Here is a 16,738-nt window from a genome sequence, read left to right on the forward strand (position 1 = left end):
TTTCGTGAGTCACTCGAAATAATTGATTTCAAACTTGTTGCTGTGTTCTTCCTCACGAAACGCCCTCAGTACACCTCTAAGTTTGACAGCGGATACTGAGTCCACTGCATAGAGAGACACTGAGTCCTCTGCCGAGGTTATATTTGGAACGACCAACTTCAAACTGGCAACTTTTATAAAATACGCCGGCCGCTTGCTGAACCACTCGTCATAAATAAAAGCGTATTTAACATCGTGACGCCTCATCAAATCACCGATCCACAACGAGTTACTTTCCAAGCGCCCAAATTTCAACACTTCATAATTCGCCAGACCGGTGAGGTCTAGTACATATTGATCGGTCACCAATGAAACCAGCCCCAAATCGTTGACGGCTAACGGCTCATTCAAACGAGAGGCAATCAATGCCATCATGTACTGTTGATTGTAGATATTGGCAGATGCCCATGGCGTACTCAATGTCACATACACAAAGCTGGTAAAGGCCACAGGCAAACAACTGAATACCACTAGCATCCAGCGCCCGCTCAGATACCTGCTGCAGGCCACCAGAAAAAAAAGCGAAACAAATGCAAGCCAATACACTTCATATCGGCCGTACCAACCCGACTTGCCAAATACCATATGCAGCACCGTGACGTTTAACAACAGCAACACCAGTGCCATTCTTCTGGAGTAAATACAGCAAAGCATCAACACACCGAAAACCACCCAACCCCATAGCTTGAATTGCGCCAGCGCATGTGCAGCAAGGGATTGAAGATCGGAAATATCTGATTTGGAAAGTACCGAAGATGGCAACACATCGAGTCCGACGCTTTGCAGGAACAGGCTGAAGGCTGCAAGGGCCATCAGTATGGCAACACCACAATAAACTACTCTCCAGCGCTCACCGCTCATAAAAAGATAGCCCAAGGCGGGAAAGGAAATTGCCAAATCTTCGTAACGTACCAGCGGCAGCAAGAAAATCGCCAAATACAGAACGATCGATACTTTTTGTTCTCCGAAAAACTCTTTACGAATAACACCTGCGGCAATCAAAACCGTCAGATAAACTTGCAAGCTGTGTTCCATCCCGTTGAAGACAAGTCCATATAGATTCAACGAAAAAAACAACCCCATCGCGATCAGCACCGAAAACTGACGATTCAAGCGCTTCAACAAATCAAACATCAACAGAAAAGTCAGAAGCGAAAAGATGATATTCAGCACCAGTGGCGCATAGTAAAACGCATCCCCCAACATTGAGAAAGGCGCAAGCAAAACAGGCCATATAATGCTTGACGAAGGGGCAGAATACTCTCCCGCGTTAACTCCGTAGTGCCCCGCCCATATATTCCTGGCCATCTTCATATGAATATATGGATCATCCAGCGTATAGATCATCACACCATGATTCATCATCATGATCGATAGAAACAAAACACCTGCCGGAACAAAAAAAATGAATACGGCTGTCCATACTTCCGGAGCGCTTATGCGCTGACTTGCGGAAACGCTGGTTATGACTTCACCCATTTTTGATTAAACCCTTGATCAGCCTAATGAATAGCCACAGGCACGGTGTGCTCTGGCTTATTCGTTTCATGCCGCCACCCAGAAAATCAGACAAAACACTGCGCCCATTGCCAGGCTCAGGCGATCACGCACGGCAAAGACCACCGGGTCGTCATTCATCCGGCCGCGATGGGTCAGCAACCAGATTCGGGTAATCCAGAGCAGCAGCACGGGGCAGGCCAGCCAAATCCAGCGAGGGTGCGCATACAGCGCGGTCGTCGCACCGTCATGGATGTAAAGCGCCAGCACCATGACAGCCAGGTACCCGGATGCAGCGCCCAACGAGGAGAGCATTGCCAGATCCGCTGGAAAGTAGTCGCGTCCGCCGGTTCTCCCGGTGATGCCGCTGTTGAGCGCCAACAACAGTTCGGCGTAGCGCTTGATCAGCGCCAGGCTCAAAAACATGAACATGGAAAAGGCCAGCATCCAGACCGTCAGTTCCAGTTCGAAAGCAGCTCCGCCAGCAATGATGCGCAGGGTATATAGAAGGGCCAAAGCAATGACATCGAGCGCCATAAGCCGCTTCAGCACCAGCGAATAAACCAGCGTCAGCAAGTAATAACAGGCAAGTACCACCACGAATTGACGCGGCAGCCAGATCCAGGCCCCCGTGAAGGCCACCAGCAACAGCAAAGGAAAAACCATCAACCCGGACTTGATCGACAAATCCCCACTGGCGAAGGGCCGTGCGTGTTTGGTTGGATGCTTGCGATCATCGGCAAGGTCAAGCAGGTCGTTCAGTACATAGACACCCGATGCGCATAATCCAAAAAACAGGAAGGCCAGCACGCCGTGCCACAACGACATCGGATTGACCAGTTGATGCGCGGCGAGCAAGGGAATAAAAATCAGGGTGTTCTTCACCCATTGATGAATGCGAAAGGCTTTGTACCAACTCCTGAAGTTCGAAGCGTAGGCACGGTCCACCTGAACGACGTTGCCCAAGTGCCTGGCGGCAAGTTCGACACCCGGTAACGGATTGACGACATAGCCTTGCCTGGCGGAACGCCATACCGGGAGATCGTCGAGTGAGTTGCCGACGTAGTCGAATCCCCCGTCACCGTACAGCTCCACCAACAAATCACGCTTATTCATCCCCGACAGGTTGCACTCAAGCGTGGTTGCCAAAACCTCATCGAACACCTTCAGGTGCTCAGCTATGCGTAACGCCAACGAATGATGGCTGGCCGTGGCCAGCACTATTTTCCGGCCGCTGTTGCGTTGCGCCTCGATCATCCATAGAACATCCGGATCGTAGGGCAATGTCGTGACATCGATGGTCGTTGCATGAGCTAACTGTTCTTTCAGATAGGATCGACCGCGACCGAGCCAGATCAAGGGTTTGCAACATTGCAGCGGGGCCTGCCTCATAAAGGCCATTGCACATTCGAACAACAGATCAGTCTTCAGAAGCGTTCCGTCCAGATCGATGACGAATGGCGTCGTCGACAGGCAAGGGGCATTTACCGACGGTGCATCAGGCAGAGATACGTTCATGGCTGGCGCTCCCGACACAGCACAAACCGAAAAAAGCAGTACCCCAGCAGCAGATTCATCAGGGAAAACCCAGACACCGTCACCAGCCCCGGCAAATTGCGTGAATCGGCAAATACGCCCACGCCATAACTCAAAACACCCATCACGCTCATGAACATCAGATACGCCACCACCGACGTTCGGGTCTCGAACGTGTAGAGCGCGTTCATGTAAAACGAGAAGGATGCGGCGATGCAAAACGCAGCGAAGTTACTGGCAGACTGGTCCAACTGAACCGCGCTGCTCAGTACAAAAAAAATCTGCCAGTGAACCAGCGTTGCGGCCAGGCCGATTGCCGTTTGCGCGGGAAATCCTTTCCACAAGATCCTCATCGTCAATCCTTGCTGTCACTGCAACGGGCGGGGCTTTCACGCTAGGGCAAGGTACGGGTGCGGTCTACTGTCAGAAATTACAGGTCGGCGCTGGTTTCTGACCAACGGTCACCATTGTAATAACCGCCCGTGAGGCGGCTCTTTCAAGACGATGAAGCCGTAGTCGCCGATCAGGTAGAGGCGGTAATAGAGGCTGTCCACCAAGGGTGGATAGCCCATCAGACCGGCGTGGGTCGCGTTGCGCCGTTCGCGTTCTGCAACCACATTGGTGATGCCCGCCGACGGCAGGGTTTCGGCGAGCATGAAGTAGTCGATGTTCAGCAAGTAACGCAGCACCGGCAGTTGTTTGAACGTCCCTTCCGCCCCCGCGAGCCAGCGGTCGGAGTACGTCACCGAGAGATAAATCCGTTTGGCTTCGCGCAGTTCTCGATGGGACGAGATGTCGTGGCTGAGGATGTAGAGAGCACTGCTGGCGAACGTTTTTTCCATCGTCAGCACCCGGCCATAAGCGAAGGACAGCGACAGCGTGGCCAGAAGCGCAATCGCCAACACCAAAGGCAACCGTTGATGCAGCGGCATCAACCCCAGCCAGGCCAGATAGAACAGCAACATCAACAGCACGCCAAACCCCATCAGGGTGCGCGCGCCTTCGTTGAAATCGCGAAACAGCAGGGTCATGCCCGGCACCAGCAGCACAACCAGCGGCAATGCCAGCAGGCAGCTGAAGCTCAGCAGCAAGCCCTTGGCGCGGGACAGGTGGCGCTCGCGAATCTGCCGCCCCAACTGCACGGCGCCGCTCACAGCACACAGCACCAGCGCAATAAAAACCGCCGTGTAACCGCCGTGAAACAGCAGCGCAACCTTCTCCATCACCCGAGCGAGATTGATGCCGAGCTGCAGCCACGGATCGGCGCCGGGATTGAGCAATTGCGCGCGCCCGGCGTCAGTGAATGGATAGGCCGTGACGCTGTAGATCAGCACCGCCAGCAGCAGTTGCGCCAGCCGCCAGCCTGACCGGTGCCAGAGTTCATCCCAAGGCACTTGCCGATGAACATTGCGCAGCAATTCCAGGCAGCACAACCCGAGAAACACATTCAGGCTGATCTGATACAGCCCGATCGCCAGCGCCAGCAACGCTGACGGCACCAGCCATCGCTGAATGCGTGAAGCGCCGCAAAAGGTGATCGCGTAAATCACCGCGACCAGACTCAGTGCCATGCCGGCCCCGTCGTATTGATAAGACAGGTTCTGCAACAGGAAGGGGTTGTACCAGAGCGGCAACGGCACCAGACAGCACGCCAGGGTCGGTTCGGGAAAGTAATGGAAGGTCAGCCGGGTCAGAGCGAACGACATCGCTACGGTGGCGAGCAACAGCGGTAATGGAAAAATGTTCGGTGCTGCGCCGGTAAATGTCAGCGCCTGATACAGCCAGTCCATGAACAACCGCCCCTGCGCCGCCCAGGCATTGCCGGCAGCCAGAGTGCGCCAGTTGTCGTCGATGTAGGGGAAGTCGGCGAGGATCAGCGGCAGGATGTAGAGCAACGTGGCGATCAGGAAGAACAGCACGACCTGACGGCGGCCAAGTTCTCGTACGAGAAAATCGCTGATCCTCATACCTGCGCCTCTGTTCACGGCTGCGCTGGAAACAACGTAGATAAAACTTCGAACATGACTCTGAATAAGAAGTCGTTTTTTGCGCTGATTTCAGACCAGCGGCATCAACTCACACCCATGAAAAAGCCCCGGACTTTCGACCGGGGCTTTCAGGTTTCAGCGACAACGAATTACGAAGCCGAACGCATCGCGCCCTGTACCGAATCCTTCGGTTGCAGCTTGAACACGTAGAACAACACGGTCAGCAGCACCAGGAACGCCGGGCCCACATACAGCGCCACGCGAGTATCCGGGAAGTACGCCATCAGGCCGACCACCAGCACCAGGAACGCCAGCGCCAGATAGGAGCTGACCGGGAACAGCCACATTTTGTACTTCAGGCCGGCCCGTTCGCTGGCGCTCAGGCCTTTGCGGAATTTCAGCTGGGCCAGCAGGATCATCACCCAGGTCCAGATCGCGCCGAAGGTGGCGATGGATGTCACCCAGACGAAGACTTTTTCCGGTACCAGATAGTTGAGCAGCACGCCCAGCAGCAGGGCGAAGATCGACAGCAGCAACGCCCGACGCGGTACGCCGTTGCTCGAGGTGCGAGCGAAACCGGCCGGCGCCTGACCGTTCTGCGCCAGGCTGTAGAGCATGCGACCGGTGCTGAAGATGCCGCCGTTGCACGACGACAGTGCGGCGGTGATCACCACGAAGTTGATGATGCCGGCGGCGGTCTTGATGCCCAGACGCTCAAAGGTCATCACGAACGGACTGCCCTGGGTGCCGATTTCGTTCCACGGATAGATCGACAGGATCACGAACAGCGCGCCGACGTAGAACAACAGGATCCGCCAGAACACCGAGCCGATCGCATTCGGGATGGTCTTCTGCGGGTTCTTCGCTTCACCGGCGGTCAGGCCGATCATTTCCACGCCCAGATAGGCGAACATCACCATTTGCAGCGACATCAACACACCCGTCACACCGTTGGGCATGAAACCGCCGTGGGCCCACAGGTTGGAAATCCCCAGCGCCACGCCGTCGTTGCCGAAACCGAAGGCGATGATGCCGATGCCGCCGAGCACCATGGCGATGATGGTGACAATCTTGATCAGGGCGAACCAGAACTCGAATTCACCGAAGGCCTTGACCGCGATCAGGTTGATCGAGCCCATGCTGACCAGCGCCGCCAGCGCCCAGATCCAGCGCGGCACATCGGGGAACCAGATGCCCATGTACACCGCCACCGCCGTGATTTCAGCGACGCAGGTCACCAGCCACAGGAACCAGTAGTTCCAGCCAGTGAGAAAGCCCGCCAGCGGGCCGAGGTAATCCTGTGCATAGCGACTGAAGGAGCCGGCGACCGGGTTGTGCACGGCCATTTCGCCGAGGGCGCGCATGATCACCAGGATCGCCAGACCGCCGATGATGTACGAGAGCATGATCGCCGGGCCGGCCATTTCGATGGCCTTGGCCGAACCGAGAAACAGACCGACACCGATGCAGGCGCCGAGCGCCATCAGGCGAATATGCCGTTCACCGAGTTCGCGTTTGAGCGGACCGCCTTGAGCGGTTTCGCCATGGGGCGGGTGATTGCCGACTGGCATGGGGGACTTCCTCGTCTTGTTATTGGATGTGACCACCGAGTGTTCAAGCGTCGGCCGATAAGCCTGCGCCTGGGTAAAACCGGCCCTGCCTCGTGGGCAGGGCCGTCCCGCAGAAGCAACCTGCGGGATCAGCGGGCCGTGCAGTATAAAAAGCTTGCGACAGGTTTTTTCACTCTATAAGGCATCTGATTCAGACGTAAACCTCGACAATCTTGCGGTTTACGAGACAAATCATCCTGCATTTCGAGGATTATTCACCGCACAAATGGGCGCGGAGTATTGCACAGCAATGGTGCAACGTCATGCCGCAACCGGGTCTGAAGGTTTACTCAGATGACGCCGGCCACCGTTCTTCACAATTTTTTCACCGACGCCAACCACCGACTAAGCTTCAGACAAGTCCGATCAATCTGCGTGAATGGATCAATCGACTATGGGCGCTTTGTGGCAAACCGATTCGAGTGAAAAAGTGGTTCCGACTGAACGTGTGGATGAAGCGCCTGTCCCTGAAAAACCCCGTCGCAATCGGCACGGGTGGAAGGCTTTCTGGCTTCTGGTGGTGATCATCGCGATTGTCGTGGGCCTGGCTGCGATGAAGGAAATGCGCACCTCGCGTTTTCAGTCCCGCGAGGTCAGCCAGTACGCCGCCAAACTCAAGTACGAATTGCAACCGGGGCCCAGCGAAGCGATCCGCTATCCAGGCAACGGTCCGTTCGATCTGCGTCTGGGTTACAGCTCGCTGGACGAATTCCTGCCACGGCTGATCAAGCGCAACTACGTGATCACCGAGCAGACGCGCTTCTCCCCGGCCCTGCTCAATTACACTGACAAGGGCCTGTTCGTGCCCTATTCAGAGAAGATCCAGGCCGGGCTGTCGATCACCGATTGCCGGGCCGCGCCGCTGTATCAGTACAACTATCCGCAACAGCTGTATTCGAGTTTCGAGTCGATTCCGCCGGTGGTGGTCAACAGCCTGCTGTTTATCGAAAACCGCTTTCTGCTCGACCCCAGGCAACCGCTGGCCAACCCGGCGGTGGACTGGCCGCGCTTCGGCATGGCCGCGTGGTCGCAAGTTGCCAAGCTGCTGCACTTGCCGGGGCAGTCGGCCGGTGGCAGTACCCTGGCCACGCAACTTGAGAAATACCGCCATTCACCCGATGGCCTGACGGTGTCCGGCGCGGAGAAAATCCGCCAGATGATTTCCGCCAGCGTGCGCGCCTATCAGGGTGGCCCGGACACCTTGCCGGCGCGGCAGAACATCGTTCGCGATTATCTCAACAGCGTGCCGCTGTCGGCGGTGCCGGGGCATGGTGAGGTACATGGCATGGCCGAGGGCCTGCGGGTCTGGTATGGCGCAGATTTCAACGAGGCCAACCGCAAACTTTCCAGCTCAGCGACCGATCCGCAGTCCATGGCGGACAAAGGTCTGGCCCTGCGCGAAATGCTTTCGCTGATGATCGCCCAGCGCCGCCCTTCGCATTACCTGACCAAGGGACGAGAAGAACTGGTCGAACTGACCAACAGCCACTTGCGCCTGCTCAAGCAGAACGGCGTGATCGACGCTGCCCTGGCCGATGCCGCGTTGGCCAGCACCATCAGCTACCGCGACTGGCAGACCCAGCCGACGATTCAGCCGATCGAAACCAACAAGGGCATCAGTGTCGCCCGCAGCCGGCTGGCGTCGATGCTCAACCGTCCGCTGTACGACCTTGACCGCCTCGACTTGTCCGCCACCAGCACCCTGCAAGGCGAACTGCAAACCCAGGCCACCACTTACCTGAAGAAACTCGCCGACCCGGCCTATGCCGCTGAAATCGGCCTGATGGGCGAACGCCTCCTGACACCCACCAGCACCACTCAGGTGCGCTACAGCTTCACCCTCTTCGAGCTGACCCCGGACGGTTCCCGCGTACGGGTGCAGACCGACAGCACCGATCAGCCGTTCGACATCAACGAAGGCAGCAAGCTGGAACTGGGCTCGACCGCGAAGATGCGGGTGCTGACCACCTACCTGCAAATCATCGCGGAGCTGCATGACAAGTACGGGGCCATGAGCGCGCCGGAACTGAAGAAAGTCGAGGTACCGGATCAGGATCGCCTGAGCCAGTGGGTGATCGATTACCTGATCCAGAACAAGGATCACGACCTGTCGAAATTGCTCGGCGCAGCTCTTGATCGCAAATACTCAGCCAGTCCCGGCGAAGCTTTTTTTACCGGTGGCGGGCTGCACACGTTCCATAACTTTCGCAAGGAAGACAACGGCCGCCTGCCGACCCTGCGCGATGCCCTGCGTGAGTCGATCAACCTGCCGTTCATTCGCCTGATGCGCGATCTGGTGCGCTACACCACCTACTCAGGTCCCAACAACAGCGCCGAACTGCTCAAGGACGACCGCGACCCAAGACGTCAGGAATACCTCGCCTCGTTCGCCGACCGAGAGGGCACCTCGTTCCTGCTCAAGTTCTGGAAAAAGTACCGGAACAAGGACACCCAGGCCCGGCTCGACACCTTCCTCGACAGCATGCGCCCGACTCCGATCCGCATGGCCGCCGTGCACCGTTACCTGCTGCCCGACGCCAGCCAGGAAGACTTCAACACCTTTGTGCGCTCGCATCTCAAGGGCGTCAAAATCACCGAAAAACTCACCGACGAACGCCTGGAACGGCTCTATCTGGCCTACGGCCCCGGCACCTACGACCTGCCGGATCAGGGTTTCATCGCCAAGGTTCACCCGCTGGACCTGTGGATGATCGGCTACCTGCTCAACCACCCGGACGCGACGTTCAAGGACATCGTCAAGGCCAGCCAGTTCGAGCGCCAGGAAGTCTACAGCTGGCTGTTCAAGAGCAAGCACAAGGGCGCCCGCGACAGTCGCATCCGAACCATGCTGGAAATTGAAGCGTTCCTCGACATCCATCAGCGCTGGCAGAAAGTCGGCTATCCATTCGATCACCTGGTGCCGTCGCTGGCCACCGCGATCGGCAGTTCCGGCGACCGCCCCGCCGCGTTGGCCGAACTGATCGGCACCATCCTCAACGACGGCGTGCGCATGCCGACCCTGCGCATCGACAGTCTGCACTTTGCCGCCGGCACGCCTTACGAAACGAAACTGGTCAATGATCCTCACGTCGGCAAACGGGTGATGCCGTCCGAAGTGGCCACGGCGATGCGTGAAGTGCTGTCGCAGGTGGTGGACTCGGGAACGGCCAAACGTGTTTCCGGCAGTTTCAAACTGGCTGATGGAACACCGCTGACCATGGGTGGAAAAACCGGTACCGGTGACAACCGGATCGAGGCCATCGGCTCCGGCGGGCGAATTCTCAGCTCGAAATCGATCAACCGCACGGCGACCTTCGTGTTCTACATCGGCGACCACCATTTCGGCACGCTCACCGCGTTCGTGCCGGGGCGTTCGGCGGAGAACTTCAAGTTCACCTCGGCCTTGCCGGTACAGGTCCTCAAGGGCATGGCGCCGATTCTGATGCCTTACCTGCAACCGGGCAGCGACTCACAGTGCCGTGCCCCGCAGACAACGACCGTGGCCCTGGCTTCAGATTGAACCGATAGTGGGCGGTAGTTATGTGTTTTATACATATCAATATTCAATGATTAACGTATCAACCCGACACGGAGACAACAGGCATTTAAACTAATTAATCGAGACATTGAACGTTAGGCTGAGAATTCATTACTTGTTCAAGGCCTGCACAATGACAGCAACATCCACATATAAAGGGCAACATTACGATTTAATTAAATCGCGCATCGATCCGGTATTCAGGGCTATGCAATTGCATCGGGCCCGAGCCCTGGGAAAGGCGTCACTCAACCGTGAGTCATGGATGGTCACGACTCCGGATGCCGAGCTGGAACGCCTGTCCGCCGATAACCGCCGCGCCTGGGGCGCGCAGAACCGCATTGACAGAATGCTCGGGAGCCTTCAGGACGTTTATGCATTTGCCGAGCCTTTGCTGAAGAAGAAGTTGCTCGAACAGTTCAATGTCGAAGTCGATGTGAGAAATACATACGTCAGACTCTACGAGGCGGCGACAACCCCCTGGTACGTGATTGATATCACGAAAGCGTCACGGGCCCGCACCGTTTCAATGCTCGACGCCGCGCTGCACAACTTCGCGCACGATGAAACCTATCAACACTACTCGACATTCATTATCAAAACCGATGCGGCCCGAGACTTGTTCGACGTCTCGCCGATTGGCAAAACAATCAGCATCAGCCAGTTTCAGACGCTGTGCCGGGAACTGGACATCGGGGCCCGGTACAGGGCCCATCTCGAAACATTCCTGCTGAACAAGGAGCCAGTCGCCGAGACCTATCTGCGCACACGCGTCGAGCAAAGTCAGCAAGCTGCGCTGAAGGCTGCCGCCCGCATGGCGCAGATCAAAAAGGACATTGGCCCCGGTGCCTACGTGTTGATTCGCGAGCTGTTGCTGGGCCGGCAGAATCTGGTACTCGACGGTCAGGCCATGTGCGTCTGCGATCTGGGCCTGATGGACCTGACCTTGACGGGGATCGTGATCATTCGCCCCGACCCGGCACAGGCGCAACACTCGCAGAAAATGATTGCCTACGTGCCGCACGACCCCGACCACCCGCTCAAGGAATACGCTTCGACACTGGCGTTCATGGACGAGCTGACACGCCAGTTACGGGCAAACAGAACGCTGCCGTCTTCCGGTATCAGCTATCGCCAGTTTTTCAGCCAGTTTGTTGATCAGGAACAGCGCGGGCACTTTTTCGCCGGGCTCGAGCAGCGCCTGACGTATGTCAAATGGTACGCCAGGGAACCGGGGGATCCGCGACCGTCCTGGCGGGAAACCCCGGTCGAGAAACCTCAGCTGCAATTCAGCGCACCGCCGATCACAGCCCCCCTGTGGACGTATCTGTACCAGCAACGACTCAATAAAATTCTCAACGACGCGCGCGGTCTCGCAGTATCGACCGCCGATGCCGACAGCCAGGCGCGTTGGGCCTGGTGGGAGAACTTCAAGAAGATCGCCTCGGACATCTTCAATGCCGCGCTACTGGTGATGACGCCCTTTGTTCCGGGACTGGGCGAACTGATGATGGCCTATACCGCTTATCAGATCGTCAACGACGCCGTCGAGAGCGTGGTGGACATGATCCAGGGGCATTGGGTCGAGGCGGCAGAATATGTGGTGGGAGTCCTGACCGATGTCCTGCAACTGGAAATCTTTGCCGCCGGTTCTGAAACAGGTCACGCTTTGGGGCTCAAACCGTCACTCTTGGTCGAGGGAATGAAACCGGTACAGTCGTTCGACGGTAAAACCCGTCTCTGGCAGCCGGACCTCAGACCTTACGAACAACCGCAGCTGGCGCCACCGAAGACATCACGCCCCGATGCACTGGGGCTGCACAGGCATGCCGGCAAGATTGTCTTGCCACTCGAGGGCAAGCACTACGAAGTGCAGCGCGACCCGCGCAGCGGACTTCATCGGATTCGCCACCCGACACGCCCAAACGCCTATTCGCCCGAGCTGCGCCATAACGGTCAGGGAGCCTGGGTCCATGAGGGGGAAAAACCGCAGGACTGGCACGGACCCAGGCTCATGCAGCGCCTTGGTCATAGCGTTGATGGCTACACCACCGCCGAACAGGATCACCTGCGCAATATCAGCGGGACGCCGCAAGCTTCGCTGCGACGCATGCACGTCGAAAATGCCGCTCCCCCGCCCCTGCTGGCCGACACGCTCACACGCTTCAACACTTGGAATGAGGCCAAAAACGTGGGCCGGCTGATCCGCTCGGGGCAGCCGCTGGACCCGGCCTCGTACTGGTTTGAACGAATGGTGCCGGACATGCCCGGCTGGCCGGCCGACAAAGCCCTGAAGGTTTATGAAAACGCCGATCTGACCGGTAGTTATCGCCAGTACGGCAACCGGCAAGCCACGGACCGGCAGACGCTCGGCATCAGCCTGGCCGACATGATGGCCGGCAAGCTCCCGGAGCGGCTCGTGAATTTCCTGGACCATACGCAAATGAAAGCGTTGCTCGGCAAGCAATACCCGAAAAACCAACGGGCACAGGTCTTGCGCAACCAACTGGCGGATATCGTGGAAACCCGCACGCCGGACATCTTCCAGTACCAGTACCGACTCAAGGATCACAACAGCGATGCTCGGGTTCAACTGCTGCAGCAGCAGTATCCGCAACTGCCTTCCAGGGTCGCTGAAACCCTGCTGACAAGAGCGACTCCCGATGAACAGCAAGTCATGCTCGAGGAGCGACGCATCCCGCTACGCCTTAGGGACCAGGCCCGGGAAAGCGCTTTTGAGGTCAGCGCTGCGCGCGCGGCTGAAGGCTTGCATGAGCCGGCACTGAGGGGGCCCGACACCGAACGCCTGACCCTCAATGCCCTGAAGTTTCATACCGACACGTTTGCCGATTTACGCATCGATGTGCGCGAAGGCACTTATGACGGTCCGCTACGCTGCAGCGCAGGCAGTACAGAGGCCACGACCCGACGTGTGTTGATCAGGGACGAACATGGCCAATATGAAGTGCGCGACGGCACGAACAATAAGCTGCACGAGGGCGGCGACTTGTATGAGGCCATCCTGCAGGCGCTGCCTGCTGACAAGCGCGCGGCCCTGGGCTATCGCACCGGGCAGGGAGAAATGTTCAGGCAATGGGTGATGGCCAAAACCCAGGCGCCCGCCGAGCGCAGGACATTACTCGCCCGGCCCCCGATCCGCCCGGTCGTACCACTGGAAACCGAGTTGCTGCTGCGCGGAGGGGGACTGTCCAGAGATGCCCGGACCGTGGAAGAAAAAGTCAGGAACCTCTATCCGCATTTCAACGAAAACGAAGTAGCGGCTTTCAGCCGATCGCTGCATGCCAATGGCGATCCTCATGCGCATATCGATCGGCTTGAACGCGAGCTCAAGACGTTGAAGCAGGAACTCGAACAGTGGCGACAACGCTACCTGAGCAATTGGGATCCCGATGCCGCCGATACCAACCTGCCTCAAGGCTACTGGGACTATCATCGCAAGGGCGGACGCTTCATTGCCGACCGGCTGCTGGAGTGTTTCGAAAGAAAGTCCGAAGTGTTCGGCGAGCGCTCCACGAGCCTGGAGAGCGGCTATGCGCTGGATCTGTCCAAGGAGTTTCTAGCCCATGACCTTGAACGTTGGTGGCGGGAGATGCCGAGCGAGCTCAAACCCTGGCTCGAACAGGTCACGACCCTGAACCTGGATGGCTCACGGTTCTCCCCGGCACCGAACGGTCTGCTCAAGGACTTTCATCATCTGCGCCAGTTCAGCGCCAGAGGCTGTGGATTGCCCGCACTCCCTGAAAGCGTCGGCAAGATGCGGCTGCTCGAGACACTGCGCCTGAACGACAATCAGATCCGGTTGACGCCTCCCGCCCTTGAGCAACTGCGTAATCTGACACGCCTTGAAACCCTCAGGCTGGATGACAATCCTCTGGGCACGCCGCCGAATATCGAGCGGATGCCCAGACTCAAGGTGTTGAGCCTGGTGAACGCCCATATCGACACCTGGCCCGAGGGGCTGTTTGCGAAGGCCCGGCCTCGAGGCTTCTTTCTGGACCTGCGGATGAACACGATCAGGGATGTCCCCCAGGTACCTCTGGGCTCCAATGAAGCGCAGCTGATTGCACGTTCCCGACTTCACGGGGACCGGTTGTCGTCGTCCGCGCGCGCCACATTCGAGGCGTACAGAACGTCGGTGGGCAGGGCCCCTCACGATACCTATTCCACTGTCGCCGATGACCTGCTCGAACGGTGGCCCGTCTCTGTCGACACGTCCTTTATGGAAGAAACGGCGGGCGTGGGTGCCTACCGGGCGGAAGCCTGGCATGCGGTGGCCAGCGAACCCGGTTCCGACGGATTTTTCAGGGTTCTGCAAGACCTGACCCGTTCCGCCGATTACGAGCAGGGAGGAGAGGCGCAGGACCAGTTGACCGACCGTGTATGGCGAATGATCGGTGCCATGGACATCGATACGCCGCTGCGCGAAGACCTGTTCCTCATGTCGACCGATCCTGAAGGCTGCGAGGATGCCGGCGCCCAACTGTTCAACAACATGGGCGTCAAGGTACTCGCCTCCGAGGCCCGCTCGTTTTCCACCCACCGCGCGGAACTGGAAAGCAAGCTGGTGACGCTGGCCAAGGGCTCGGCGCGCCTTGGACAAGTCGGCGAAATCGCCCGGGCAGACATCCGGGCGCGCGAGGGCAACCCCGATGAGGTCGAGGTGCATCTGGCCTATGAAACCGGTCTGGCCAAACGCCTGGAACTGCCCTGGCAGTCCGAAGCCATGAAGTTTCGCCCGGTCGCCGGAGTCGATGACGCGACCATCGACCGTGCGTACGACACAGTGATCGAGCGCGAGACAGGCGACGGTCTGGTCAACCAGATGATCGAGCAGCCGTTCTGGGAAGCGTACTTGCGTGAGACCTGGCCTGGAGAATTCGAAAGCAATAAACGTGTTCACCTGGAAAAATTCGATCTGCTGGAGGATCTGCGCTCGGCCCAGGAGGACTGGGTTCGTTCGGCACAGCTGCCGCCGGAACAACGCTATCTGCGCAGGCATGCCCTCAGTGAGCTTGCCCGCAAACTGTCCGTACCCGAGGAGGAAGTCTTCACACCAGAACCGATGAGCGACCAGACCTACGAACGCTTGCTGCGAGACATCGGCTATCAGGAGAAGGAACTGAGCAGAAGGCTGACCCGCGAGGCCATGAGCCGGGCGAGGATCTGACCCTCGCCACGCCCTGAAGGCAGCTGCCTTCAGGGCGTGGCACAGGCGCGACCTAGACCTCCGAATCCCAGATCACGGTGATGTTACCGGCATACCGTCTGGCCTTGCCGGGTTGCAACATCTGCTCCACGTAGAACGCCGGTATTTCAAAGTGCAAGGTGCCCGCCGCCCGCTCCAGAAAGCGCTTGGGTTGAAAGATCGTCCCCTGCGAATCGTCCGTCAGAGGCCTTTGTCTGACCGGTTGACCGGCCATGTCGGTGATGCCGTGAGGCAGGCTCACGCTGAGGTAGACCTGCGGGAACGTCGAGCCGGTTTCGGTATCACGCAGGGCACAGGCACCGATACCGCCATACTCGCACTGGAAGAACATCTTGAATTTCGAAGAGGCAGAAATGTTGAAGGTCTGATCCCGGAACAGTCGTGCAGGCCGGCGTCCTTCCTGAAGCCAGGCCTGCCAGCCGCCCTGCGGCACCAGTTCGATCCTGTTGCCGCCCGGCGGCAGGGCGACCTTGAGTACATGCTGGACATCCAGTACGAAGCGAAAGGTCAGGCTCGAATTGTCCGGCAGCATGTTGTCGCCCATGTCAAAGTCGCCGCCAGGCGCGATGGAATAACTCAGTTCCCCCGTGTACAGCCCCGCCGACATGACCAAGGGATCGGGGGTGCGCAGTTCGTAACCCAGATCCAGGTAGTCGTAGGTCATCCACGGAATGGAGAAGGCTGCTGCCTTGCTGCACGCCGAATCGCTCGGGGTCCGCCAGAAAAACGTATAACTGTCAGGCCCGTAGGTGGCCATCGCGCCATGCTGACAGGAGCCGGGCGCACCTCCCCATGAGCCACCGACCCACAATCGATTGTGTCCCTCCAGATCGTTCGAGGCACCCGTCAGATCGGTCACGGTGTCGCTCAGGACATATTGCGATCCCAGGGCTCCGATCCGGATTTCCACGGGATGCGACTCCCCCGTCACCACATTCGAGACGTTCAGACTTCGCCACTGCGCTGGCGCCTTGAGCGTCGCCCCGGCCCGTTCGGGCGCTCCGGGTTCGATGGCGTGGATTGCGGAAAAACGCAGTGGCAACCGTAGACCGGACAGGTTGTAGGCCTTGCAATCATTGACGTATGTGGCGCAATAACCACTCTGCGGGGTCTGGTTGATGAATTGATTGTTTTGCGGATTGGCGGGATCGGGAATGAAACTGGCGCGAATCTCTTGAGTGACCGCCAGCGCCGAGGACGAAAACACTCCTGCGAGCACGTGAACAAAAAACCATCCTTTACCGAACGTCCTGACTGTTCCAAAGCTGAAATCCATTGACCCTTCCTTGCACTGAAAGCCGTG

Annotated in this window: 8 protein-coding genes; 2 read left to right on the forward strand and 6 right to left on the reverse strand. The window is 58.1% G+C overall.

Annotation, left to right across the window (positions count from 1 at the left end):
- Nucleotides 1–9 precede the first annotated feature (9 nt).
- From ACTJK7_RS06675 to ACTJK7_RS06695, 5 genes are all read right to left on the reverse strand, one after another.
- Nucleotides 10–1,518, reverse strand: coding sequence for a hypothetical protein (locus ACTJK7_RS06675; RefSeq protein WP_108563154.1), 1,509 nt, complete (start codon nucleotides 1,516–1,518; stop codon nucleotides 10–12).
- 66 nt (nucleotides 1,519–1,584) lie between these two features.
- Nucleotides 1,585–3,054 (reverse strand): UbiA family prenyltransferase, encoded by a 1,470-nt coding sequence (locus tag ACTJK7_RS06680; RefSeq protein WP_108563155.1) that lies wholly within the window; start codon nucleotides 3,052–3,054, stop codon nucleotides 1,585–1,587.
- The gene (locus ACTJK7_RS06685) at nucleotides 3,051–3,425 is read right to left on the reverse strand and encodes a GtrA family protein (RefSeq protein WP_064383875.1); all 375 of its coding nucleotides are present in this window, start codon (nucleotides 3,423–3,425) and stop codon (nucleotides 3,051–3,053) included. Before ACTJK7_RS06685 ends, ACTJK7_RS06680 begins: the two co-directional genes overlap by 4 nt.
- A 108-nt stretch (nucleotides 3,426–3,533) precedes the next feature.
- Complete coding sequence (locus ACTJK7_RS06690) at nucleotides 3,534–5,039, reverse strand: glucosyltransferase domain-containing protein (protein WP_108563156.1); 1,506 nt, start codon at nucleotides 5,037–5,039, stop codon at nucleotides 3,534–3,536.
- Between the two features lie 170 nt (nucleotides 5,040–5,209).
- Nucleotides 5,210–6,631 (reverse strand): amino acid permease, encoded by a 1,422-nt coding sequence (locus ACTJK7_RS06695; RefSeq protein WP_011335773.1) that lies wholly within the window; start codon nucleotides 6,629–6,631, stop codon nucleotides 5,210–5,212.
- 433 nt (nucleotides 6,632–7,064) lie between these two features.
- Here ACTJK7_RS06695 and ACTJK7_RS06700 point away from each other — a divergent pair, with 433 nt between their 5' ends.
- Both ACTJK7_RS06700 and ACTJK7_RS06705 read left to right on the forward strand, forming a co-directional pair.
- Nucleotides 7,065–10,190 (forward strand): transglycosylase domain-containing protein, encoded by a 3,126-nt coding sequence (locus tag ACTJK7_RS06700; RefSeq protein ID WP_108563157.1) that lies wholly within the window; start codon nucleotides 7,065–7,067, stop codon nucleotides 10,188–10,190.
- A 283-nt stretch (nucleotides 10,191–10,473) separates the two neighbouring features.
- On the forward strand, nucleotides 10,474–15,396 hold the full coding sequence (locus ACTJK7_RS06705; protein WP_440779886.1) for an NEL-type E3 ubiquitin ligase domain-containing protein: 4,923 nt from the start codon (nucleotides 10,474–10,476) through the stop codon (nucleotides 15,394–15,396).
- 52 nt (nucleotides 15,397–15,448) lie between these two features.
- Here ACTJK7_RS06705 and ACTJK7_RS06710 read toward each other — a convergent pair whose 3' ends face one another.
- Nucleotides 15,449–16,711, reverse strand: coding sequence for a hypothetical protein (locus ACTJK7_RS06710; protein WP_440779887.1), 1,263 nt, complete (start codon nucleotides 16,709–16,711; stop codon nucleotides 15,449–15,451).
- Nucleotides 16,712–16,738 lie beyond the last annotated feature (27 nt).

Origin of the sequence: Pseudomonas sp. 22085 (genome assembly GCF_052045815.1) — a bacterium.
Lineage (GTDB): Bacteria > Pseudomonadota > Gammaproteobacteria > Pseudomonadales > Pseudomonadaceae > Aquipseudomonas > Aquipseudomonas glycinae.

Coding starts and splice junctions, on each gene's coding strand:
- ACTJK7_RS06685 (WP_064383875.1), bottom strand. CDS start 3,425: ATGAGGATCTTGTGGAAAGGATTTCCCGCGCAAACGGCAATCGGCCTG.
- ACTJK7_RS06690 (WP_108563156.1), bottom strand. CDS start 5,039: ATGAGGATCAGCGATTTTCTCGTACGAGAACTTGGCCGCCGTCAGGTC.
- ACTJK7_RS06700 (WP_108563157.1), top strand. CDS start 7,065: ATGGGCGCTTTGTGGCAAACCGATTCGAGTGAAAAAGTGGTTCCGACT.
- ACTJK7_RS06705 (WP_440779886.1), top strand. CDS start 10,474: ATGGTCACGACTCCGGATGCCGAGCTGGAACGCCTGTCCGCCGATAAC.
- ACTJK7_RS06675 (WP_108563154.1), bottom strand. CDS start 1,518: ATGGGTGAAGTCATAACCAGCGTTTCCGCAAGTCAGCGCATAAGCGCT.
- ACTJK7_RS06680 (WP_108563155.1), bottom strand. CDS start 3,054: ATGAACGTATCTCTGCCTGATGCACCGTCGGTAAATGCCCCTTGCCTG.
- ACTJK7_RS06710 (WP_440779887.1), bottom strand. CDS start 16,711: ATGGATTTCAGCTTTGGAACAGTCAGGACGTTCGGTAAAGGATGGTTT.
- ACTJK7_RS06695 (WP_011335773.1), bottom strand. CDS start 6,631: ATGCCAGTCGGCAATCACCCGCCCCATGGCGAAACCGCTCAAGGCGGT.